At 65.6% G+C, this 19,976-nt stretch carries 22 protein-coding genes; 16 read left to right on the plus strand and 6 right to left on the minus strand.

Features of this window, described 5'->3' with window-relative positions:
• Positions 1 to 68 precede the first annotated feature (68 nt).
• The 8 genes from HS053_RS02820 (at position 69) to HS053_RS02855 (ending at position 5,350) form a co-directional block, all read left to right on the plus strand.
• The gene (locus tag HS053_RS02820; protein ID WP_174209692.1) at positions 69 to 698 is read left to right on the plus strand and encodes a TorF family putative porin; all 630 of its coding nucleotides are present in this window, start codon (positions 69 to 71) and stop codon (positions 696 to 698) included.
• A gap of 229 nt (positions 699 to 927) precedes the next feature.
• Positions 928 to 1,314 carry a succinate dehydrogenase, cytochrome b556 subunit gene (gene sdhC, locus HS053_RS02825; RefSeq protein ID WP_174209693.1) on the plus strand — a complete coding sequence of 129 codons (387 nt, stop codon included), beginning with the start codon at positions 928 to 930 and terminating at the stop codon, positions 1,312 to 1,314.
• Positions 1,315 to 1,321: 7 nt separating this feature from the next.
• On the plus strand, positions 1,322 to 1,693 hold the full coding sequence (locus HS053_RS02830) for a succinate dehydrogenase, hydrophobic membrane anchor protein (protein WP_174209694.1): 372 nt from the start codon (positions 1,322 to 1,324) through the stop codon (positions 1,691 to 1,693).
• A gap of 9 nt (positions 1,694 to 1,702) precedes the next feature.
• The gene (sdhA, locus tag HS053_RS02835) at positions 1,703 to 3,508 is read left to right on the plus strand and encodes a succinate dehydrogenase flavoprotein subunit (RefSeq protein ID WP_174209695.1); all 1,806 of its coding nucleotides are present in this window, start codon (positions 1,703 to 1,705) and stop codon (positions 3,506 to 3,508) included.
• The gene (locus tag HS053_RS02840) at positions 3,508 to 3,876 is read left to right on the plus strand and encodes a hypothetical protein (protein WP_174209696.1); all 369 of its coding nucleotides are present in this window, start codon (positions 3,508 to 3,510) and stop codon (positions 3,874 to 3,876) included. The genes sdhA and HS053_RS02840 overlap by 1 nt, the downstream gene beginning before the upstream one ends.
• Complete coding sequence (locus HS053_RS02845; protein WP_174209697.1) at positions 3,873 to 4,202, plus strand: hypothetical protein; 330 nt, start codon at positions 3,873 to 3,875, stop codon at positions 4,200 to 4,202. Before HS053_RS02840 ends, HS053_RS02845 begins: the two co-directional genes overlap by 4 nt.
• A 2-nt stretch (positions 4,203 to 4,204) precedes the next feature.
• The gene (locus HS053_RS02850) at positions 4,205 to 4,504 is read left to right on the plus strand and encodes a hypothetical protein (protein ID WP_174209698.1); all 300 of its coding nucleotides are present in this window, start codon (positions 4,205 to 4,207) and stop codon (positions 4,502 to 4,504) included.
• A gap of 69 nt (positions 4,505 to 4,573) precedes the next feature.
• Positions 4,574 to 5,350, plus strand: coding sequence for a succinate dehydrogenase iron-sulfur subunit (locus tag HS053_RS02855; RefSeq protein WP_174209699.1), 777 nt, complete (start codon positions 4,574 to 4,576; stop codon positions 5,348 to 5,350).
• Positions 5,351 to 5,401: 51 nt separating this feature from the next.
• On the opposite strand, the gene HS053_RS02860 is transcribed toward HS053_RS02855, so the two are convergent.
• The gene (locus tag HS053_RS02860; RefSeq protein WP_174209700.1) at positions 5,402 to 6,313 is read right to left on the minus strand and encodes a DMT family transporter; all 912 of its coding nucleotides are present in this window, start codon (positions 6,311 to 6,313) and stop codon (positions 5,402 to 5,404) included.
• A gap of 114 nt (positions 6,314 to 6,427) precedes the next feature.
• On the minus strand, positions 6,428 to 6,907 hold the full coding sequence (locus HS053_RS02865; protein WP_174209701.1) for an autoinducer binding domain-containing protein: 480 nt from the start codon (positions 6,905 to 6,907) through the stop codon (positions 6,428 to 6,430).
• 105 nt (positions 6,908 to 7,012) lie between these two features.
• Between HS053_RS02865 and HS053_RS02870 the strand changes: the two genes are divergently transcribed.
• From HS053_RS02870 to HS053_RS02880, 3 genes are all read left to right on the plus strand, one after another.
• Complete coding sequence (locus tag HS053_RS02870; RefSeq protein WP_174209702.1) at positions 7,013 to 7,624, plus strand: helix-turn-helix transcriptional regulator; 612 nt, start codon at positions 7,013 to 7,015, stop codon at positions 7,622 to 7,624.
• Between the two features lie 104 nt (positions 7,625 to 7,728).
• Entirely contained in the window at positions 7,729 to 8,391 is a 663-nt protein-coding gene (locus HS053_RS02875) for an acyl-homoserine-lactone synthase (RefSeq protein WP_174209703.1), read from the plus strand.
• A 57-nt stretch (positions 8,392 to 8,448) separates the two neighbouring features.
• Complete coding sequence (locus tag HS053_RS02880; RefSeq protein ID WP_174209704.1) at positions 8,449 to 8,652, plus strand: hypothetical protein; 204 nt, start codon at positions 8,449 to 8,451, stop codon at positions 8,650 to 8,652.
• Positions 8,653 to 8,728: 76 nt separating this feature from the next.
• On the opposite strand, the gene HS053_RS02885 is transcribed toward HS053_RS02880, so the two are convergent.
• Together HS053_RS02885 and HS053_RS02890 are read right to left on the minus strand one after the other, a co-directional pair.
• Positions 8,729 to 9,703, minus strand: coding sequence for an aldo/keto reductase (locus HS053_RS02885; protein ID WP_174209705.1), 975 nt, complete (start codon positions 9,701 to 9,703; stop codon positions 8,729 to 8,731).
• Positions 9,704 to 9,754: 51 nt separating this feature from the next.
• Positions 9,755 to 11,074, minus strand: coding sequence for a serine hydroxymethyltransferase (locus tag HS053_RS02890; RefSeq protein ID WP_174209706.1), 1,320 nt, complete (start codon positions 11,072 to 11,074; stop codon positions 9,755 to 9,757).
• An 87-nt stretch (positions 11,075 to 11,161) separates the two neighbouring features.
• Here HS053_RS02890 and HS053_RS02895 point away from each other — a divergent pair, with 87 nt between their 5' ends.
• Positions 11,162 to 12,019: a LysR family transcriptional regulator gene (locus HS053_RS02895; RefSeq protein WP_174209707.1), complete on the plus strand. Its 858-nt coding sequence runs from the start codon at positions 11,162 to 11,164 to the stop codon at positions 12,017 to 12,019.
• A 3-nt stretch (positions 12,020 to 12,022) separates the two neighbouring features.
• Here HS053_RS02895 and deoD read toward each other — a convergent pair whose 3' ends face one another.
• Complete coding sequence (deoD, locus tag HS053_RS02900; protein ID WP_174209708.1) at positions 12,023 to 12,727, minus strand: purine-nucleoside phosphorylase; 705 nt, start codon at positions 12,725 to 12,727, stop codon at positions 12,023 to 12,025.
• Between the two features lie 59 nt (positions 12,728 to 12,786).
• Positions 12,787 to 13,446 (minus strand): glutathione S-transferase family protein, encoded by a 660-nt coding sequence (locus tag HS053_RS02905; protein WP_174209709.1) that lies wholly within the window; start codon positions 13,444 to 13,446, stop codon positions 12,787 to 12,789.
• 253 nt (positions 13,447 to 13,699) lie between these two features.
• Here HS053_RS02905 and ppk2 point away from each other — a divergent pair, with 253 nt between their 5' ends.
• The 4 genes from ppk2 (at position 13,700) to HS053_RS02925 (ending at position 19,901) form a co-directional block, all read left to right on the plus strand.
• Entirely contained in the window at positions 13,700 to 14,689 is a 990-nt protein-coding gene (ppk2, locus tag HS053_RS02910) for a polyphosphate kinase 2 (RefSeq protein WP_174209710.1), read from the plus strand.
• Positions 14,690 to 14,840: 151 nt separating this feature from the next.
• Positions 14,841 to 15,494 (plus strand): DUF1007 family protein, encoded by a 654-nt coding sequence (locus HS053_RS02915; RefSeq protein ID WP_174209711.1) that lies wholly within the window; start codon positions 14,841 to 14,843, stop codon positions 15,492 to 15,494.
• On the plus strand, positions 15,491 to 16,447 hold the full coding sequence (locus HS053_RS02920; protein ID WP_347233284.1) for a nickel/cobalt transporter: 957 nt from the start codon (positions 15,491 to 15,493) through the stop codon (positions 16,445 to 16,447). The genes HS053_RS02915 and HS053_RS02920 overlap by 4 nt, the downstream gene beginning before the upstream one ends.
• A gap of 145 nt (positions 16,448 to 16,592) precedes the next feature.
• The gene (locus tag HS053_RS02925) at positions 16,593 to 19,901 is read left to right on the plus strand and encodes a beta strand repeat-containing protein (protein ID WP_174209713.1); all 3,309 of its coding nucleotides are present in this window, start codon (positions 16,593 to 16,595) and stop codon (positions 19,899 to 19,901) included.
• The last annotated feature ends 75 nt before the right edge of the window (positions 19,902 to 19,976 follow it).

Here is a 19,976-nt window from a genome sequence, read left to right on the forward strand (position 1 = left end):
CGCCGGAAGGGATTCACAAACGGGACATTTGCGTTATTCTGACGCCGTATTCAGAATGAGGCAGAGCCATGATCCGTTCCCTTCCCGTCGCCCTGATCCTGTCGGGGCTGGCCCTTCCGGTCGCTGCGCAGGAGCTGACCGTCTATGGCGGGGCCGCGCTGCAGTTCACCGCCTATCCTGACTCCGAAACCAAATCGGACCTGAACGGCTATGTGGAGCTTGAGTTCAGCGGGATTTACGGCGGGATCTGGGCCGAAACCTCAAGCCAGTCGGATGCGAACGAGGTGGACCTTTACCTCGGCTATCGCGGCGAGGCGGGGGCGCTGTCCTATGATGTCAGCTATACCCGCTACTTCTATCCCAATGACGGCGGCGACTGCTGCGGCGAGGTCGGTCTGGTGCTGGGCTATGCGGTGACCGAGCAGGTCTCGCTGGGGACCGAGTTCTATGTCGATCCGGTCAATGACACCAACAGCGCCTATCTGACCTTCGACGTTTCCGCGACCGACCAACTGAGTATTTCGGGCGAATACGGCACCTATGACGAGGGCTTCGGCCGCTTTGCCGAATGGGATCTGGGCGTCGGCTATGCCCTTGGCGAGGAAACCTCGCTGGAGCTGCGCTATTACAAGGGCGAGGAATATGACGGCTATGTCCGGCTGCAGCTGGCCTGGGACACCACGATCCTGCCGCGCTGAGGTGGCGGTCCTTCGGGCGCCCGGTTCCGGCTGGGCGGCCTTTTCTTGTGATCACAGCCGGAAAATCTGTGATCACAAAGCTGGAAAATTCGCGCTGATAGCGAAAACATGACCGATCTGCGGCACTGTCGGGCGTGACAGGCGCAATTTTCGCGCTATTGAAGAAGCGAAAGACAGCTTTGCGTGCGGGGCAGGCTCCCCTCGCGCCGCCAGCGACAAGGGACAGAAGATGGCAGACGTCAAACGGGTCGAACGGCCCCTTTCCCCGCATCTGCAGATTTATCGCAAGCAGCTGACCTCGGTCACCTCGATCCTGACGCGGATCACCGGCAACGCGCTGATCGTCGCGGCGGTGCTGGCGGTCTGGTGGCTTCTGGCAGCGGCGACGAGCCCGGAATACTTCGCTACGGCCAATGCGGTGGCGACAAGCTGGTTCGGCGATCTGGTCTTTGCCGGATCGGCTTGGGCGGTGTGGTATCACTACCTTGCCGGGCTGCGGCACCTCTACTTCGATGCGGGCAAGGGGCTCGACATCGAAACCGCCCAGAAGCTGGGCTGGGGAAACATCATCGGTTCGGTCGTGCTGACCGTGATCACAATTCTTCTGGTTCAGTGAGGCCGACATGCGTTACCTGACCGCCCGCAAACGCGCCGAGGGCAAAGGCGCCTCCCATACCGGAACCGAGCATCACTGGCAGATGACGGTCAGCGCCGTTGCGCTGGCTTTCCTTGTGCCCAGCTGGCTTTACGTCTTCGGCAAGGCGCTGGGCCAGAGCCAGGAGGTGGTCGTGGCCACTTTCGCGCGCCCCTTCCCGGCGATCCTGACCGCGCTGATCCTTGTGGTCGGGATGCGTCACTTCGCCAAGGGCGCCACCATGATGATCGAGGATTACGCCCGCGGCACCGCCCGCAAGATGGCGCTGATCGGTGTCTATTCGCTGTCCGCGGTGATCGTGGCGACCGGGCTTTTCGCCCTGATCAAGATCGCGCTCTGAGGTTTGATGATGTCCAAAGCTTATCCTTATGAAGTGCATGACTATGACGTCGTCGTCGTGGGGGCCGGTGGCGCCGGTCTGCGCGCCACGCTGGGCATGGCCGAGCAGGGTCTGCGCACCGCCTGCGTGACCAAGGTTTTCCCGACGCGCTCGCACACGGTCGCCGCACAGGGCGGCATTGCGGCCAGCCTTGGCAACATGGGGCCGGACAGCTGGCAATGGCACATGTATGACACCGTGAAGGGGTCGGACTGGCTGGGCGATACCGACGCGATGGAATACCTCGCCCGTGAGGCGCCCAAGGCAGTTTACGAGCTGGAGCATTACGGCGTGCCCTTCAGCCGCACCGAAGAGGGCAAGATCTATCAGCGCCCCTTCGGCGGCCATACGACCGAATTCGGCGAAGGCCCGCCGGTGCAGCGCACCTGTGCTGCCGCCGACCGCACCGGCCACGCCATTCTGCACACGCTGTATGGCCAGAGCCTGAAGAACAATGCCGAGTTCTTCATCGAATATTTCGCCATTGACCTGATCATCACCGATGGCCGCTGCACCGGCGTCGTCGCGTGGAAGCTGGACGATGGCACGATCCACGTCTTCAACGCCAAGATGACCGTGCTGGCGACCGGCGGCTATGGCCGGGCCTATTTCAGCGCGACCTCGGCCCATACCTGCACCGGCGACGGTGGCGGCATGGTGGCCCGTGCGGGTCTCCCGCTGCAGGATATGGAGTTTGTGCAGTTCCACCCGACCGGCATCTATGGCTCGGGCTGTCTGATCACCGAAGGGGCGCGCGGTGAGGGCGGCTATCTGACCAACTCGAACGGTGAGCGGTTCATGGAGCGTTATGCGCCCCATTACAAAGACCTTGCGCCGCGCGACTATGTTTCGCGCTGCATGACCATCGAAATCCGCGAAGGGCGCGGGGTGGGGGCCAATGGCGACCACATCCACCTGCACCTGAACCACCTGCCCAAGGAAACGCTGGACTTGCGCCTGCCGGGGATTTCGGAATCGGCGCGGATTTTTGCCGGGGTGGACCTGACCAAGGAACCGATCCCGGTTCTGCCCACGGTTCACTACAACATGGGTGGCATTCCGACGAACTATTGGGGTGAGGTTCTGAACCCCTCCGCCGAAAGCCCCGACGCGGTGTTCCCGGGCCTGATGGCCGTGGGTGAGGCGGGCTGCGCCTCGGTCCATGGCGCGAACCGTCTGGGCTCGAACTCGCTGATCGACCTTGTGGTCTTTGGCCGCGCCGCAGCGATCCGTGCCGGGGAAATCGTGAACCCCAAGGAACGCAACGCCCCGGTGAACGTGGCCGAAGTGGACAAGGCGCTGACCCGCTTTGACGCTACCCGCAATGCCAATGGCGCCATCCCGACCGCTGATCTGCGGCTGGAAATGCAGCGCACCATGCAGGCCGATGCGGCGGTGTTCCGCACCGACAAGACGCTGGCCGAGGGCGTGCAGAAGATGACGGCGATTGCCGGCAAGATGGGCGACCTCAAGGTCACCGACCGCAGCCTTGTCTGGAACAGCGACCTGATGGAAACGCTGGAACTGCAAAACCTGATGCCCAATGCGCTGGCCACGATCTATGGCGCCCATGCCCGCACCGAAAGCCGCGGCGCCCATGCGCATGAGGATTATCCGACCCGCGATGATGCCAACTGGCGCAAGCACTCGCTGGCTTGGGTCGAGGGCAACAAGGTGACGCTGGATTACCGCGCCGTCCATACCGCGCCGCTGACCACCGAAGCCGAGGGGGGCATCAGCCTCAAGAAGATCGCCCCGGCAGAGCGGAAGTTCTGATGCGCGCCGCTGCGGCCCTTGCCCTGCTTGTGCTGCTGCCGGCCTGCGTGGCCGGTGAGGCGGCGATGCAGGAAACCACGCGCGGGCTGGCCCGCAGCGCGGTGGATGCCGCGGCGGGGCGCTATCTGCCGGGGGTTCCGGTCAAGCCCTATTCCGATTGCATCGTCAACAATGCGACCACGGACGAGCTGCTGAAGCTGGCTGGGGCGGCGGGTGCAGGTGATGCACAGTCGGCGGCAACGCGGGCCTGGCCGGTGGTGCAGGGCGTGGCCGCCCGGCCTGACACGCGGATGTGTCTGGTGCAGGCCATCTCCTCCGGCGATGTTCTGCTCAGGGCGCAGGGCCTTGCAGTGGGAGAGCTGGAATGAGGACGACGCTTCAATGGGTTCTGCCGGTTCTGGCGATCGGCACGCTGGCCGCCTGCGATCCGGCCGAGATGGCTGACAAGGCGGTGCGGCGCACCGCCGAATCCGTGGTGCAGCCGGTTCTGGCGCGCGAATTGCCCGGGCCGGTGGCCGATGCTGCCACGCAATGCGTGCTGGATGCCGCCACACCCGAAGAGATGCGGGCGCTGGCGCGGGATGTGGGGGTCGAGGCGGGCAGCCAGACCATCCTGAACATCCGCAATCTGGCCTCCCGCCCCTCTGCCACCGCCTGTTTCGCGGCGCGCGGCGTGCCGCCGCTGAAAGGATGACCATGCGCAGCACCCTTGCCCTTGTCGCCCTGTTGCCGATCCTGTCCGCCTGCGGCCCGGTTTCCGTGGAAGAGGCAGAACGCTCTTGTGTCGAGCGCGCCAATCTTGCCCTGCATCCGCGCGGGCAGGTCGGCGTCGGCGTCACCTCCGAAGGCAAGGCGGCGGCCAATTTCGAGGTCAATGTGTCGTCCGACTATCTGATGGGCCGCGATCCGGCGGCTGTGTTCAATTCCTGCGTCAAGCAACGCTCGGGGCAATTCCCCAGCCGCCCGCTTTACGACCAACCCGGCTGGCGCGGCTGATGTCGCGCTGCCCCCGTTTCCTGCCAGCGCCCCCGGCGCAGCCCGCCCTGATCTGAGAAGGCAAGCCAAATGGTCCAGTTCACGCTTCCCAAGAACTCGAAAATCCGCACCGGCAAGACCTGGCCGAAGCCCGAGGGCAAGAATGTGCGCAAGTTCCAGATTTACCGCTGGAACCCCGATGACGGGAAGAACCCGCAGGTCGATACCTATTTCCTCGACATGGATAAATGCGGCCCGATGGTTCTGGACGCGCTGATCAAGATCAAGAACGAGATCGACCCGACGCTGACCTTCCGCCGGTCCTGCCGCGAGGGGATTTGCGGGTCTTGCGCCATGAACATCGACGGGATCAACACGCTGGCCTGTATCTATGGGCTGGATGAGGTGCGCGGCGATGTGAAGATCTATCCGCTGCCGCATATGCCGGTGATCAAGGATCTGATCCCCGACCTGACGCATTTCTATGCCCAGCACGCCAGCATCATGCCGTGGCTGGAGACCAAGACCAACCGCCCCGCCAAGGAATGGCGCCAGTCGATCGAAGACCGGAAAAAGCTGGACGGGCTTTATGAATGCGTGATGTGCGCTTCGTGCAGCACCTCTTGCCCCAGCTATTGGTGGAACGGCGACAAATACCTTGGGCCGGCGGCGCTGCTGCATGCCTATCGCTGGATCATCGACAGCCGCGACGAGGCGACGGGGGAGCGTCTGGATGCGCTGGAAGACCCGTTCAAGCTGTATCGTTGCCACACGATCATGAACTGCACCAAGACCTGCCCCAAGGGGCTGAACCCGGCCAAGGCGATTGCCGAGATCAAGAAGATGATGGTGGACCGGGTGGTCTAAGCCACCCTTTAGCCCCGTCTTGTCCAAGGCGCGCCCCGGGGCGCGCCTTTGTCATTTCGCGCGGCCGCCGAAGATCAGCCCATACAGCGCTGCCGTGATCACCGCCATGCTGGCGATCTGATAGGGTGCGACCGGCGTTGCCAGCAGAAGCGCGCTGACCCCCATGGTGACCGCCGGCGCCGGCACGGTGAGGGAAGAGCCGAGCGACACGTCGATATGGCGGATGGCGTTGAACCACAGGATCAGCTCCAGATAGTAGGCCAGCCCCATCGCCGCCGCCGCCATCTGAAACCCCGGATCGCCCAGCGCGCGAATTAGCGCCCCCGGTTCCCCGAACAGCGCCGCCAGCACCAGAAGCAGCGCGCCGGAAATCACCAGCCGGGTGACCGTCACTTCGGACGGGGTGACGGTGGTCGTGGTCAGCACCTGTTTCAGCATCAGATGCGCCGCACTCCACAAGACCGGCACGCCCAGCGTGAAGACCACCCAGACCGAAATATGCGCCGCCGACAGGTTGCCGCCGGTGATCAGCCAGACCAGAGCCGCCGCCATGATCAGGGCGCAGGCGATTTCCCTCCGGCTGCGCGGTTTGCGCAGGATCAGCGCCTCCATCGCCATGGCGATGAACGGATAGGCTTGCAACGCAATGGCCATATCCACCGGCCCGGCGCGGTCGGCGGCCACCACATACATCAGCGTGGAGATGCCGAACATCAGGCCGGTCAGCAGGGCGATGGCCAGCGTTCTGCGTCCCGGGGCGGCGCGGGCGGGCCGGATCTGCCGCCGCTCGGCCAGAAACAGCGGCAGCGCGAAGAGAAGCTGCCAGAGCGTCAGCGCCAGTGCGAAGGTCAGCCCGTCTGACCCGGCCGGACGATGGGCGGAAATCAGCGGCATGACGCCCAGCAGCAGCAGGCAACACAGGGCCAGCACAATGCCGGCGCTGCGGCGGGGAATCGGGGGCATGGCAGACCTGCGCAAGGGGCTTCGCCGCAGGTTTGGGCCGCGAGGACCACCGGGCAACCGCAGATTTGTTGCGGTTACAATTTGATCAAATTGAATTGCCCCGGCGCAACGGCCTTAGCCCAAGGCGCGCAAAGCCTCGAGCGTTTCGGCGTTGTAATGCTCGATGCCCTCGGTTGCCGCGTGGATTTCGACAACGATTTCGGCCAGTTCGGCGCGCTCTTCATCGCTGAACGGCCCGGTCGAGCGGGTCAGCCCGGAAATCGTGCGGCTGTTGGCCGGACCGACGCCATGGGTCAGCCCGTTGAACAGGCCATGCGCTGCGGCATCGGCAATCACCCCCGCCTCATCCTGCGCGGCCAGATCGGCCCAATCCACCGCCCCGACATGGGTCAATCCCCAATGCACCACGGGATCGGTGAGCATGAAGCCCTTTTCGCTGTAATGGTCGATCCAGCCCTGCGCATAGGTGCGGTAGAGCAGCGAAGGCCGGGTATAGCGGATATGGATGGCCAGTGCGAAGCCGGTGTCGCAATAGGCCCGAAGCCGGTCCAGAAGGCCGGCCACCCTGTTGACCCGAATGTTATCGACACCCATTGAACGCTCCGGGTTGTCAGGTGTTGCAGAAAACGCGTTGAACGGGCACAACAGACGAAGCGGAAGCTAAAGCCGCCGCGCAGTTTCGGCAACTGTTTTGAGTAGATGACCTTTCCGCAAGCCCTGACGGATCAATTCGGCCTGATCGCCCCGGCGGGATACTATGTCGCGCTCCGGGTTGGCTTTTCCTTTCCCGAAGAAGAGCTGAACCATCTGCCGGAACCCTGGGTTGAATTCTATACCGCGCATGGGCTTGTGGTGCAGGATCCGGCGCTGCGCTGGGTCTATGGCCAGACCGGCGCCATCCGCTTTTCGGAAATGGCGCTGCCCGACCCCCAGCAGGTGCGCGCCCAGGGCGCGCTGTTCGGACTGGTGTTCGGAGCGGCGGTTTCGGTCAGCGCGGCGGCGGATCGCGGGCGGCGCAGCTATGGCCAGTTCTTCCGCAGCGACCGGGATTTCGACGCGGGCGAGCTGGAGGCGCTGCTGCGGATCGTCACGATTCTGCATTCGGGCCGCGAAGAGGAACCCAGCCTGACCAATGCCGAGATCGAGGCGCTGAAATTGCAGGCCGAAGGGTTGCGGCTCAAGCAGATTGCGGCACGGCTGGGGATTTCCGAAAGCGCGGTGAAGGCCCGGCTGAACAATGTGAAGCGCAAACTGGGCGCGCGCACGCAGTCGCAGGCGGCCTCCATTGCGGCGGCGCGGCGGATTCTTTGAGGCGACAAAGCGACAATCGCGCACTCATTGGTTGAAATCGCAAGCCTTTCGGGCGCAGGCGGATTATTCTGGCCATGTCAAGATGGCCAAATGAGGACGCCCAAATGAACAACGCGCGCTTTGATTTCTCGACCCTGCACCGGCATGGAACTGCTTTCTGGGAGTTTCTGGCCCTGCGCAAACAGGTCTTCGTCGATGAACTGCACTGGGACATCCCCCACAATGCCGAGGTGGAGATGGATCAGTATGACACGCCCGTCGCCCAGTATTCGCTGGTGCTGAAGGACGGGCATGTGGTGGGCGGTGCCCGTGCGATGGCGACGACGGCGGTCTGGGGCACCCATACCTATATGCTGCGCGATGCGCTGTCGGGCAAGCTGCCGCATATCCCGCCGCATGTGATGAGTGTGGACATCGCCACGCCCAATGTCTGGGAATGCACCCGGCTGGTGATTTCCGACAAGCTGACCACACAGGCCGAACGCAGCGCCTGTCTGGAGCTGATCGTGGACGGTCTGGTCGAGACGGCACGGGCGCAGGGGGCCGAAGAGCTGATCTGCCTGTCGTCGCTGGCGCTGATGCGGGCGCTGCGGCTGCTAGGGTATGGCGTGCGGCAGTTGGGCCCGTCTTACCGCAACGGCGAGGACGGGCGGTCCTATGCGGTGCTGGCGATGCCGGCCGATTATTCGCGCAGCCGCAAGGAACGGTCGCGGCCGATTCCCTTTACCCCGCGCCGCGCGCTGGGCGATTTGCCGGCCATCGCCTGAGGGGGCTTGGGCGGGGCCGGGTCTTTCCCCGGGCGGGCGTCCGTGGGATAAGCGCGCATGATCCTGCTTCTGCCTTTGCTCCTGTTGTCGGTGCTGCTGTATCTCTGGCTTGCCCGGCGCGGCTCGACCCTGACACGGGCCTGCCGCTGGCGTCTGGACCGCCGTCTTGGCCCTTCGGTCCAGCGCTGCGCAGCCTGCGGGGCAACCTGCGACCCCGGCCCGGGGCGGGCCGCGCGGCACTGTCTGCGGCCGCGCGCCTGACCCGGCCGGGGCGGGGGCATTCTGCCCCCACGGCGCGTTCCGCGCCTCCCCCTGAGGATATTTAGGCCAAGATGAACTAGCAGTAGCGTTCGATTGCCAGAAGCTGGTGGTCGCCATAACGGTCGCCCTCGGCCCAGCCGGGGGGCAGGAGGCGGTCGATTTCGGCGCGATCTTCGGCGGTGAAGCGGATGGTTGCCGCCTGCGCCCATTGCCGCAGATGGGTGGCGTGGCGGGTGCCCGGGATCGGGATCAGGTGGTCGCCCTGTTGCAGCACCCAAGCCAGCGCAGCGGCTGCCGTGGTCCAGCCCCGGGCGGCGCAGAAGGCGCGGAAGGGTGCGATGCGGGCGAGGTTGGCCGAGAAATTCGGCTCGGTAAAGCGGGGATTGCTGCCGCGGAACCCGTCGTCGGGCCGGGGCAGCGGTGTGTCGCCCAGCATCCCGCGCGCCAGGGGGGAGAAGGGGATGAAGGCGATGCCCAGCCGCGCGCAATCCTGGATCACGCCCAGTTCGGGTTGCCGGGTCCAGAGCGAATATTCGTTCTGCACCGCCCGGCAGGGATGGAGCGCATGGGCGGCGCGGATGGTATAGGGCGCCACCTCGGACAGGCCATAGCCGCCGATTTTGCCCTCTTCGATCAGGCGCGACAGCGTGCCCACCACCTCGTCAAGCGGGCGGTCGTGTTCGCGGCGGTGGATGTAGAACAGTTCGACATGATCGCGGCCAAGGCGGCGCAGCGAGGCGTCGAGTTCGGCGCGCAGATGGGGTTCCGAATTGTCGATCCGGCGGGGCGGGCCGGCGACAAAGCTGGCCTTGGTGGCGATGGTCACCTCCGGGCGGCGGCTGCGCAGCCATGCGCCGATCACCGTTTCAGAGATGCCCATGCCGTAGATATTGGCGGTGTCGATGAAGGTGATGCCTTCCTCCAGCATGGCATCGAGGCAGGCGAAGCTTTCGCCTTCATCGGTGGGGCCGAAGATGCCACCGAAGGACATGGCGCCAAGGCCGATGGCAGAAACCATCGGCCCGCCGGTTCCGAGTTGGCGTTCAAACATGATGCGGTCTCCTGCAGGGGGATCGCATCTGACGCCCGCGAATCGGATTGTTCAAGCCCGGATGTAATGCAGCCCGGTGAATTTCTGCCGCAGCGCAGCGGTGCGGGGGGCAAGTGTCTCGGGCGCGTTCGAGCGCAGGGCTTCGGCTATCAGCGCGGCAAGGGTCGGGGCATCGGCGGGGGTGACGCCGCGGCGCACCAGTTCGGGCGTGCCAATCCGCAACCCGTTGAGGTCGCCGGCCACCTCGGGCAGCGGCAGGCCGATGCCGCAGGCGAGGAAGCCCGCCTTGCGCAGGGTTTTCGAGGCAGCCTGACCGCCGCCGAAACCTGCCGCCGCGATGGCGAACTGATGGCTTTGGGTGCCGCCCCGTTCGGAGGCAAAGACCGGCAGGCCAAGCGCCGACAGCTCCTGCGCCAGCGCCTGCGACAGCGCGACCATCGCCCGGGCATAGGCCGGGCCATGGTCGCGCCAGTCCAGGAGGCTGATGGCCAGCGCCGCCGATTTCGCCGCGTCGAAATTGGCGGTCATGCCGGGGAAGGCGATGGCGTCCAGCCGCTCGGCAATCGCGGCGTCATTGGTCACGATCAACCCGCCCGCCGGGCCGCCCAGCGATTTATAGGTGGACATCGTCATCAGATGCGCGCCTTCGGCCAGGGGGTTGGCCCAGACCCCGCCCGCGATGATGCCGCATTGATGGGCGGCGTCGAACAGCACCTTGGCGCCGACGGAATCGGCGATGGCGCGGATTTCGCGCACCGGATGTGGGAAAAGGTTCAGGCTGCCGCCAATGGTGATCAGCTTGGGCCGCACCCGCGCGGCCAGTTCGGCAAGGGCTGCAAGATCAACGGTATAGCCATCGGCATTGACCGGGGCGGGGTGGGTGACCAGCCCGTAAAGCCCGGCGCAGCCTGCGGCGTGATGGGTGACATGGCCGCCCACCGCCGGGGGCGGGGCGATGATGGCATCGCCGGGTTTCGTCAGCGCCATGAAGCCATAAAGGTTAGCCAGCGCGCCAGAGGCCACGCGAATCTCGGCATATTTCGCGCCAAAGACCTCGGCGGCAAGTTCGGCGGCGATGACCTCGATTTCCTCGATCGCCTCCAGCCCCATTTCATATTTGTCGCCCGGATAGCCAAGGCTGGGGCGGCTGCCAAGGCCGCGTGCCAGCGCTGCCTCGGCAGCGGGGTTCATCACATTGGTCGCCGGGTTGAGGTTGAAGCATTCGGCGTCATGGATGGCGGTGTTGCGGGTGATCAGCGCCTCGATCCGGGCCGCGACCGCGCCCGAGGGGGCGGCGGTTTCGGTGGCAAGGCGCTGGATATAGCTCTCGCAGGCGACGGGAACCCAGGGGCGGGCGGCAAGATGGGGCATGGCGATCTCCTTTGCCGGTATCTGACCTGCGCCGGGGCTTGCGGGCAAATCAGATTTGCGAAAATCTAGGGTCAGAAAAGGTAAGCCATGCCCGTTGCCCCACCCCGCCCGAAAGACCTGCCGCTGAACGCCCTGCGCGCATTCGAAGCGGCGGCACGGCTGGGCGGTTTCGCGGCGGCAGCGGCAGAACTGGGGGTGACGCCCGGGGCGGTGACGGCCCATGTTAAGGCGCTGGAGGACCGGCTGGGCGCGGCATTGTTCTTGCGCGATGCGCGGGGGGTTCGGCTGACGGCGCTGGGCGCGCGGGTGTTGCCGGATTTCGTCGCGGCCTTCGATGCGCTGGGGCAGGCGCAGCATCTGTTGCGCGCCGAAGCGGCACCGCGCGCCGTCCACATCGCCACCTTGCCGGCGATTGCGCAATTGTGGCTGACGCCCCGGTTGCCCGCGCTGCGGGCGGCGATGCCCGAACTGGCGATTTCGGTGACGGCGCTTGAAGCGCCGCCCAACCTGAAACGCGCGCCTTATGATCTGTCGCTTTTCCCCGGCGATCAGGGGCAACTGGTTGCCGAGGATGAGATTTTCCCCGTCTGCTCCCCGGCGTTGGCGGCGCGGATCGCCTGTGCCGATGATCTGCGCGGGCTGCCCTGCCTGATCGATTCCGCCTGGGCAGGTGATTGGGCGCTCTGGGCTGCGGCGGTGTTGCCGGGGTTCGAGGCGCGGGGACCGGTCTTTTCCCTTTACGCGCTGGCGGTGGAAGAGGCGGCGGGCGGGGCGGGGGTGCTGATGGCGCATGGCGCGCTGGTCGCCGGGCATCTGGCGCGCGGGGCGCTGGTGGCGCCCCTGCCACAGCGCGTGCGGCTGCCCCATGCGCTGCGCCTCTGGCCCGCGCGACCGCTGCGCGCGGGAAGCCCGGTGGCGCAGGTGGCGCGGGCCCTGTTGCCCTAGGGTTCAGGCGAAGGCGGCCTCCAGCGCCACCTCGACCATCGCACCAAAGCTGGTTTCGCGCTGATCGGCGGGCAGCGCCTCATGCGTGAGGATATGGTCCGAGATGGTCAGCACCGCCAGCGCCCGGCGGCCATAACGGGCGGCAAGGTGGTAAAGCTCGGCCGCCTCCATTTCCACGCAAAGCGTGCCATGGCGCTGCAACTGCTCCGACAGGTCGGGGCGTTCGTCATAGAAGGTGTCCGAGGAATAGATGCCGCCGACATGCACCGGCACGCCGATCTTCTGCGCGGCGACATTTGCCGCTGCCAGCAGGCCGAAATCGGCCACCGGCGCAAAGTTCAGCTCGCGGAAGATCGAGCGCGACGGATTGCCAAGGCTCGAGGCCGCCTGCGCCAGCACCACATCGCGCACCTTCACATGATGCTGCAACGCCCCGGCCGATCCAATGCGGATCAGGGTTTGCGCCCCATAATCCTTCATCAGTTCATTAGCATAGATCGACAGCGACGGCATCCCCATGCCCGAGCCGTGGATGGTTACCCGGTGGCCGCGCCATGTGCCGGTATAGCCCAGCATCCCGCGCACTTCGTTCACCAACACCGGGTTTTCCAGATATTTCTGCGCCGCCCAGCGGGCGCGATAGGGGTCGCCCGGCAAAAGAACGGTTTCGGCGATCTCGCCGGGTTTGGCGCCAATGTGAAAGGTCATTTGTCCCCCTGCGGGTCGTTAGCGGTGGTCTGGGATGCTGCGCGGATTGCCCTGTCGGCTCAGGCCGGTTCGGCCAGCCGGGCCGCCCACATCGCCTGAAATGCCGGGCGGGCCTGACAGCGTTCAAGCCATGCCTTCACCGCCGGAAATTCGCCCAGAAGGCTGGGATGGCCCTGAGCATAGCGCAGGCATTCGGCGGTGTTGATGTCGGCCACGGTGAAACGGTCGCCCACCAGCCAGTCATGCGCGGCCAGATGTCCCTGCAACCGGGCCAGCGGGCGGCGCAGCTTTTCGGCATTCACCGCGATCAGCGCCTGCCCCTCGGGGGTTTTGTCGCCGCCATCACCTTGGGTATAAAGGATTTCCAGCGCCGGCGCCTCGACCCCCGTTGCGGCGAACAGCGCCCATTGTTCCATCAGCGCCGCCTCGGCATCGCTGGCCGGGCCAAGGCTGCCGCCATAGCGCCGCGCCAGATGCAGGGTAATGGCCAGCGATTCGGTCAGGACCAGCCCATCTTCGACCAGCGCGGGAATCTGGGCCTGCGGGTTCACCGCCAGAAAGGCGGGCGAGGCGGTGTGCAGCGGCGCATCGGCAGCCTTGGGATCGGCAAGGCGATAGGACTGGATCACCGGAACGTGGGTGAAGGGCGTTCCCGTTTCGGCCAGAAGCCAGAGCGGGCGCGACGCGCGCGAGCGGTAGACGCCATAAAGCGTGATCATCGGGGCCTCCTTGCCTTGGTCGCGCCGATCCTAGGGCGGCGGCGGCGCGGGGGAAAGCCCCCGGCGGGGAGGAATGTTAGCGATATCCGGTGCGCGGCAGCAGGGATTTGCCGCCGGGTGCGCGGCGGGCGTGACGCTTTTGTAACAGAAAGCCGCAAAGACGCATCGCCGCCACGGGATTTTGACGCGGATCAAGGCGGCGCGCAAAGCCACCCGTGACAAGCGCCGGATGTGATCTGTCAGGAGAGTGCCCATGGAAGAAGCCGCCGAAACGCTTGCCCGCCAAACCGCGCCCGAAACAGGTGCCGAAGCCGCTGCACCCGCCGCTGCCGCGCCGTCCGACCGCGACCGTCTGACCGGCCCGCGCCAGTTTCCCGCCGTTGACCCCGATACCATCCGGCAGGCTTTTGAATCCGGGCGCTATCCCTATGCCCGGCTGATGGGCCGCGTCGCCTATGAGGCCGAGAAGGCCCGGTTGCAGGCCGAACTTCTGAAGGTGCAGATCTGGGCGCAGGAGACCGGGCAGAAATTCGTCATTCTGATGGAGGGGCGCGATGCTGCAGGCAAGGGCGGCACGATCAAACGCTTCATGGAGCATCTGAACCCGCGCTACGCCCGCACCGTGGCGCTCTCCAAGCCCAGCGACAAGGAAAAGGGCGAGTGGTTCTTTCAGCGCTATATCCAGCATCTGCCCACGACCGGCGAAATCGTGTTCTTCGACCGCAGTTGGTATAACCGCGCCGGGGTGGAGCGGGTGATGGGCTTTTGCAGCCCGTCGGAATATCTGGAATTCATGCGCCAGGCGCCGGAACTGGAGCGGATGCTGGTCCGCTCGGGCATCAGGCTTTACAAATACTGGTTTTCGGTGACGCGCGAAGAACAGCGGGCGCGGTTCATTGCCCGCGAGACCGATCCGCTGAAAATGTGGAAACTCTCCCCGATCGACAAGGCCAGCCTCGACAAATGGGAGGATTATACCGAGGCGAAAGAGGCGATGTTCTTTTACACCGACACCGCCGATGCGCCTTGGGTCATCGTCAAGTCGAATGACAAGAAACGGGCGCGGCTGAACGCGATGCGCCATTTCCTGTCCACCATCGACTATCCGGGCAAGGATGCTGCTGTGGTGGGCACGCCCGATCCGCTGATCGTGGGGCGGGCCAGTCAGGTTCTGAACGGAGCGGGCCATATTTTGGACACCGCCACGCATCCGGCGGTCCGCCGGGCCGAAGGGGACGCCTGAAAGCGGGCGCGCGGCGACTTGAAAGCCCCCGCGCGCCCGGTCTGGGCACCGCCGGGCTTTGCGGCGGAAGACCGCCGGGCCTGCTGTCGGGCGGGCTGGCCCCGTGGCGCGGGCCGCGATAGGCTGCGCGCGACAGGTGGGAGCGGCGGCGATGTGGGCAGGCGGTGCGGCGGCGGGGATTGTGCTGGCGGGGGCGGTTGCCCCGGCCCACGCCCATCCGCATATTTTCATCGACGCAGGGATCGAAGTGCTGCTGGACGAGCAGAACCGCGCGACCGGGGTGCGGATCAGTTGGACCTATGATGACCTGACCTCGCTGGCGCTGATCGCCGACCGCGGGCTGGACGAGGATTTCGACGGCGTGCTGACGCCCGAGGAAAATGCCACCATCGCCGGCTTTGACATGGCCTGGGAGCCGGGCTTTGCTGGTGACAGTTATGCCCTGCTGGGCGAGGCGCCGCTGGACTGGACCGGCCCGACCGAGGTGACGGCCTCTTATGCCGATGCGCGGCTGACCTCGACCCATCTGCGCCGCTTTGCCGAGCCGGTGGCGCTGGGCGACCAGCCGCTGGTGGTGCAGAGCTATGACCCGGGCTATTATACCGCCTATGCGGTGAAAACCGCGACGGTCAGCGGTGGACAGGGCTGCCGGGCGGAGATTTTCGTGCCTGATCCTTCGGCGGCGGATGAGGCGATGAAGGCAGCGCTGTCCGAGCTTGCCCCCAGCGCGGATGCCGAAATCCAGTTCCCCGCGGTTGGCGCCGCCTTTGCCGAAGAGGCCCGGATCACATGCGCCGCCGGTTGACGATTCTTGGTCTTGGGTTGGCGGTTCTGGCGCTGGCGCTTTGGGCCAGCGGTGCCTTGGCCGGTGTTGAGGGCTGGATCGCCGCCGCCCAGCGGGAGGCGCAGACGGTGCTGGCCGGGGCCGTGCGCGCAATCCGCAGCGGTGAGCCGGGGGCACTGGCGGGGCTTTTGGCGGTGACCTTCGGCTATGGCGTGCTGCATGCGGCGGGGCCGGGCCATGGCAAGCTGGTGATCGGCGCCTATGGCATGGGGCGCCGGGTTCCGGTGGCGCGGCTTCTGGGGCTGGCACTGGCGGCCAGTCTGGCGCAGGCGGCGGTCGCAGTGGCCATTGTCTATGCCGGGGTGGCCCTGCTGGGCTGGGGCCGCGACCAGACAGAGGACTGGGCCGCGCGGGTCGCGGCGCCCATCGGCACGGCGGCCATCGGGGCGGTGGGCCTCTGGCTGATGCTGCGCGGAATGCGCGGACTGTGGCGACAGGCGGCTGCGGGCGAGCATCAAGGGCACGATCAGACCCATGTTCACGACCATCACGGCGGGCATTCACACGACCATGACCACCATGATCACGCCCATCCCGAACCTGCGGTCTGCGAAAGTTGCGGCCATGCCCACGGCCCCAGTCTGGCGCAGGTCGCGGCGCTGCGCGGCTGGCGCGACGGGCTGGCGCTGATCGCGGGAATTGCGCTGCGGCCCTGTTCGGGGGCGCTGTTCCTTCTGATCCTGACATGGCAACTGGGCATCGGCGCGGCGGGGGTGGCGGGGGCCTTTGCCATGGGGCTTGGCACGGCCACGGTGACGGCGGCGGTGGCACTGGCCGCGGTTTGGGTGCGTGAGGGGGCGCTGGCCAGCCTGCCGGGCACCCATGCCGCCGCCCGCGCGCTGCCGTGGATCGAAGCGGTGGCCGGGGCGGTGGTGGTTCTGGCCGCGCTGGCCCTGCTGGGGCGCAGCCTGTAGCCTTGGATGCCGCCGGTTTTCGGGCGTCCGAACTGTCACTTTCCCGAATCTTGCCGTCGTATTAACCTTTTTGACATGGGGGGTGATCGGGGGGCAGGTTTCCCCCTGATCAGCTTTGAACCTGATTTTCAGTTAGGACAGAGCCATGCAAATCGTATTGACCAATTCCACCGGCGGCCTTGATTTTCTGAGCTTCGCTTTCGACGCCGGCGGCGGAGCGCTGCAATTCCAGACCTTTTCACCCACCAGCATCACCGCGCTGAACCCGGCAACCGGGGCGGTGACGGTGTTTACCGGAACCGGCTTTACCGGCTCGGTTCAGACCGGGCTGACGGGAGGCACGCTGACCGGCTGGACCACCGAAACCGCGGGCGGCGATGTGGTGACCACGGTGACCGGCATAAGCTGGAGCGCGGCCGCCTATCAACTGGCACTGGCCGAACTGGTCAACAATGACAATGGCACCCCGCTGGATGCGCTGCTGTCGCTGCAGGATATCGTGGTGGATGCGCGGCTGTCGCTGGACCCGCTGATCGGGCTGGACCCGACGGGCATCACCTCGGATCTGACGGTGTTCGGCTCACCTCAGGGCGACGGGCTTCTGGGGGGACAGGGTAATGACACCATCAACCCCGGTGGCGCCGACAATGACCCCTTCGGCACTGGCGACACCATCCTGTCGTCGCCGGGCAGCAATACCTATGTCTTCACCGATGTCGTGACCACCGATACCTGGACCGAGCTGGTCTATGCGCTGCATGGCTCTGCCATTCAGGCCACGCTGAATGGCGCCACCAATACCGGCAGCATCCAGCACGGCAGCGGCACCGATACATTGACCGATATCGCCACGGCGCTGACCTCGGGTGAGTTCGGGTTGTTCGGCAGCACCCTGTCCGACAGTTTCACCCTTACCGCGACGGCGGGGCAATGGATGTATCTGAACGGCGGCAGAGGCGCCGACAGCTATAACCTGACCCTGAACGGCGGGGCTGTGCGGCTGATTTTCGCGGGCGAGTTCGGCAATTCCAATGGCGCGACGCAGGGTCTGCAACTGAACATCGCCACGGGGGTTATCGCCAATGACGGCTATGGCAATGCCGAAACCCTGACGCTGGTATCAGGCGGCGGTGTGCTTGAAATCGCGGCCACAAATCTGGCGGACAGCATTACCGGCGGCAATGGCCGCGAGGTCTACATTCTGCAGGGCGGCAATGACACGCTGAACGGCGGCGGCGGTTTTGATCTGGTGCGGTTTGACCGCAACCAGATGACCAGCGGCGTGGTCGTGGATTTGCAGGCCCAGACCGCGACGGGCAACTGGGCGGCCGTGGCCTTTACCCAGCAGTTGACCAATGTCGAGGATATCCGGGGCACCAACACCTTCGGCGATACGCTGCGCGGGGCGGGTGCGGACGAACGGCTGGACGGGCGTGGCGGCAATGACCTGCTCGAAGGGCGCGGCGGCAACGATACGCTTTTGGGCCGGGATGGCAGCGACACGATCGACGGCGGCGCCGGCGATGACGAAATCGACGCCGGCAGCTCTGAGGCGGGCGGCGGCGATGACATCTTCGGGTCGGCGGGCAATGACGACATCATCTATTCCGGCGTCGGCACCGGCGGCGGCTGGAGCAACCTCATCTTCGCGCGTCAGCTCGAAGGCATCCGCGTGACAATTAATGGGGGAGCCAATACCGGCACTGTGACCAGCAGCTTGGGCACGACGACCCTGATCGACGTGGCCAATGTTTTGGCCGATGTGAACAATGGCTTCAACATTTACGGCTCCGAGTCCCGCGACACATTTCTGATAAACCCAGGGGCGGGCGAGACTTGGGTGCAGGTGTTCGGCTGGCGCGGTGTTGACAGCTATGTGATCAACCTGACCGGCAACGTCCGACTGAATTTTTCCGGCGGCTATGACGATTGGAACAGTGCAACCCAGGGTCTGGTTGCCAATCTTGCGACTGGCGTGATCAGCAATGACGGTTATGGCAATGCCGAAACCATCTCCCTCGTCCAGAGTGGCGGCCGGCTGGAGATCAACGGAACGGATTGGGCCGACAATGTGATCGGCTCTGCCGGGGGCGAAATCTTCCTGATGCAGGGCGGCAATGACACCGTGGACGGCGGTGGCGGGGTTGACCGGATCAACTATGGCCGCCCCGAAATGACCTCGGCCGTCGTGGTGGACCTGGTGGCGGGCACGGCCACCGGCAGTTGGAACGGCGTGGCCTTCACCCAGTTCCTGAGAAATATCGAAGAAGTGCGCGGGACCAGCAATTATGGCGACCTCTTGCGCGGCGCGGCTGGTGACGAGGTGCTGGACGGGCGCGGCGGCAATGACACGCTGGAGGGTGGTCTTGGAAATGACACGCTGCTGGGCCGTCAGGGCAACGATGTCCTGCGCGGCGGCATTGGCGAGGATATCGCCGCATATTTCGACCTGAGCGAGGCCGATGCCGGTTTCGCCCTGAACCCCGATGGCAGTCTTCAGGTCACGCTGCCCGACGGGGTTGATACGGTGAATTTCGACGTGGAAGCCCTCGCTTTCGGTGATCTGTGGCTGAGTTTCGCCGATGCGGTTGCCCGGGTGGCAGGGGTCAATGTGATCGAGGGCACCCCGGTCGGCAACAACATGCTGGCGACAGCGGGTGCCGCCCTTTACCTCGGGCGAGAGGGCGGGGACTGGATCACCCCGGGCACCGGCCCCGATACGGTCGATGGCGGCGACGGAATCGACATGGCCAGTTTTGTCGATGCCGGCAGCCGCGCTGTGATCGACCTGTCGCTGCGCACGGTCGTCATCGGCGGCACCACCACGGTTCTGTTCAACATCGAGAATCTGACCGGCACGATCTTTGGCGACCTGATCACCGGCGACAGCGGCGCCAACCGCATCCGGGCCTTGGGCGACTATGACTGGATGGTCGGCTCGGGCGGCAATGACACGTTCGAGGGCGGCACCGGGCGCGATACTGTCGCCTATTCCGCCGCGACATCGGGCGTCATCGCCAGCCTTCTGACCGATACCGGCACCGGCGGGCAGGCGGCGGGCGACAGCTATATCGACGTCGAGAACCTTACCGGCTCCAGTTTCGGCGACCGGCTGACCGGCGACAATGACCGCAACACTTTGCGCGGCCTGGCGGGGGATGATTTCATCTTCGGGCTGGGTGGCGCCGACACGATCGACGGCGGCGCCGGGCGCGACAGCATCGAAGGGGGCCTGGGCAACGACCGCATCACCGGCGGGCGCGGCAATGACACGATTGTTGGCGGCGCGGGCTGGGATACGGCGCTCTATACCGGCACAAGGGCGCAATACACCATAACCACGCTGCCCAACGGCACGGTGTCTGTCCTGAACCTCGGCGGGGGGATCGACGGCCTCGACATCGTTTCGGGCATCGAGGTGCTGGAATTCTCGGACGGTCGGATTTACCTCTGACCTTCGGAGGCGGGTGAGCGGGCGGACGGCGCCCGCTTGTTTCGCGGCACGGCCCGGGCCATATCTTGCAAAAGA

The sequence above is a fragment of the Tabrizicola fusiformis genome (assembly GCF_013328815.1).
GTDB lineage: Bacteria > Pseudomonadota > Alphaproteobacteria > Rhodobacterales > Rhodobacteraceae > Fuscibacter.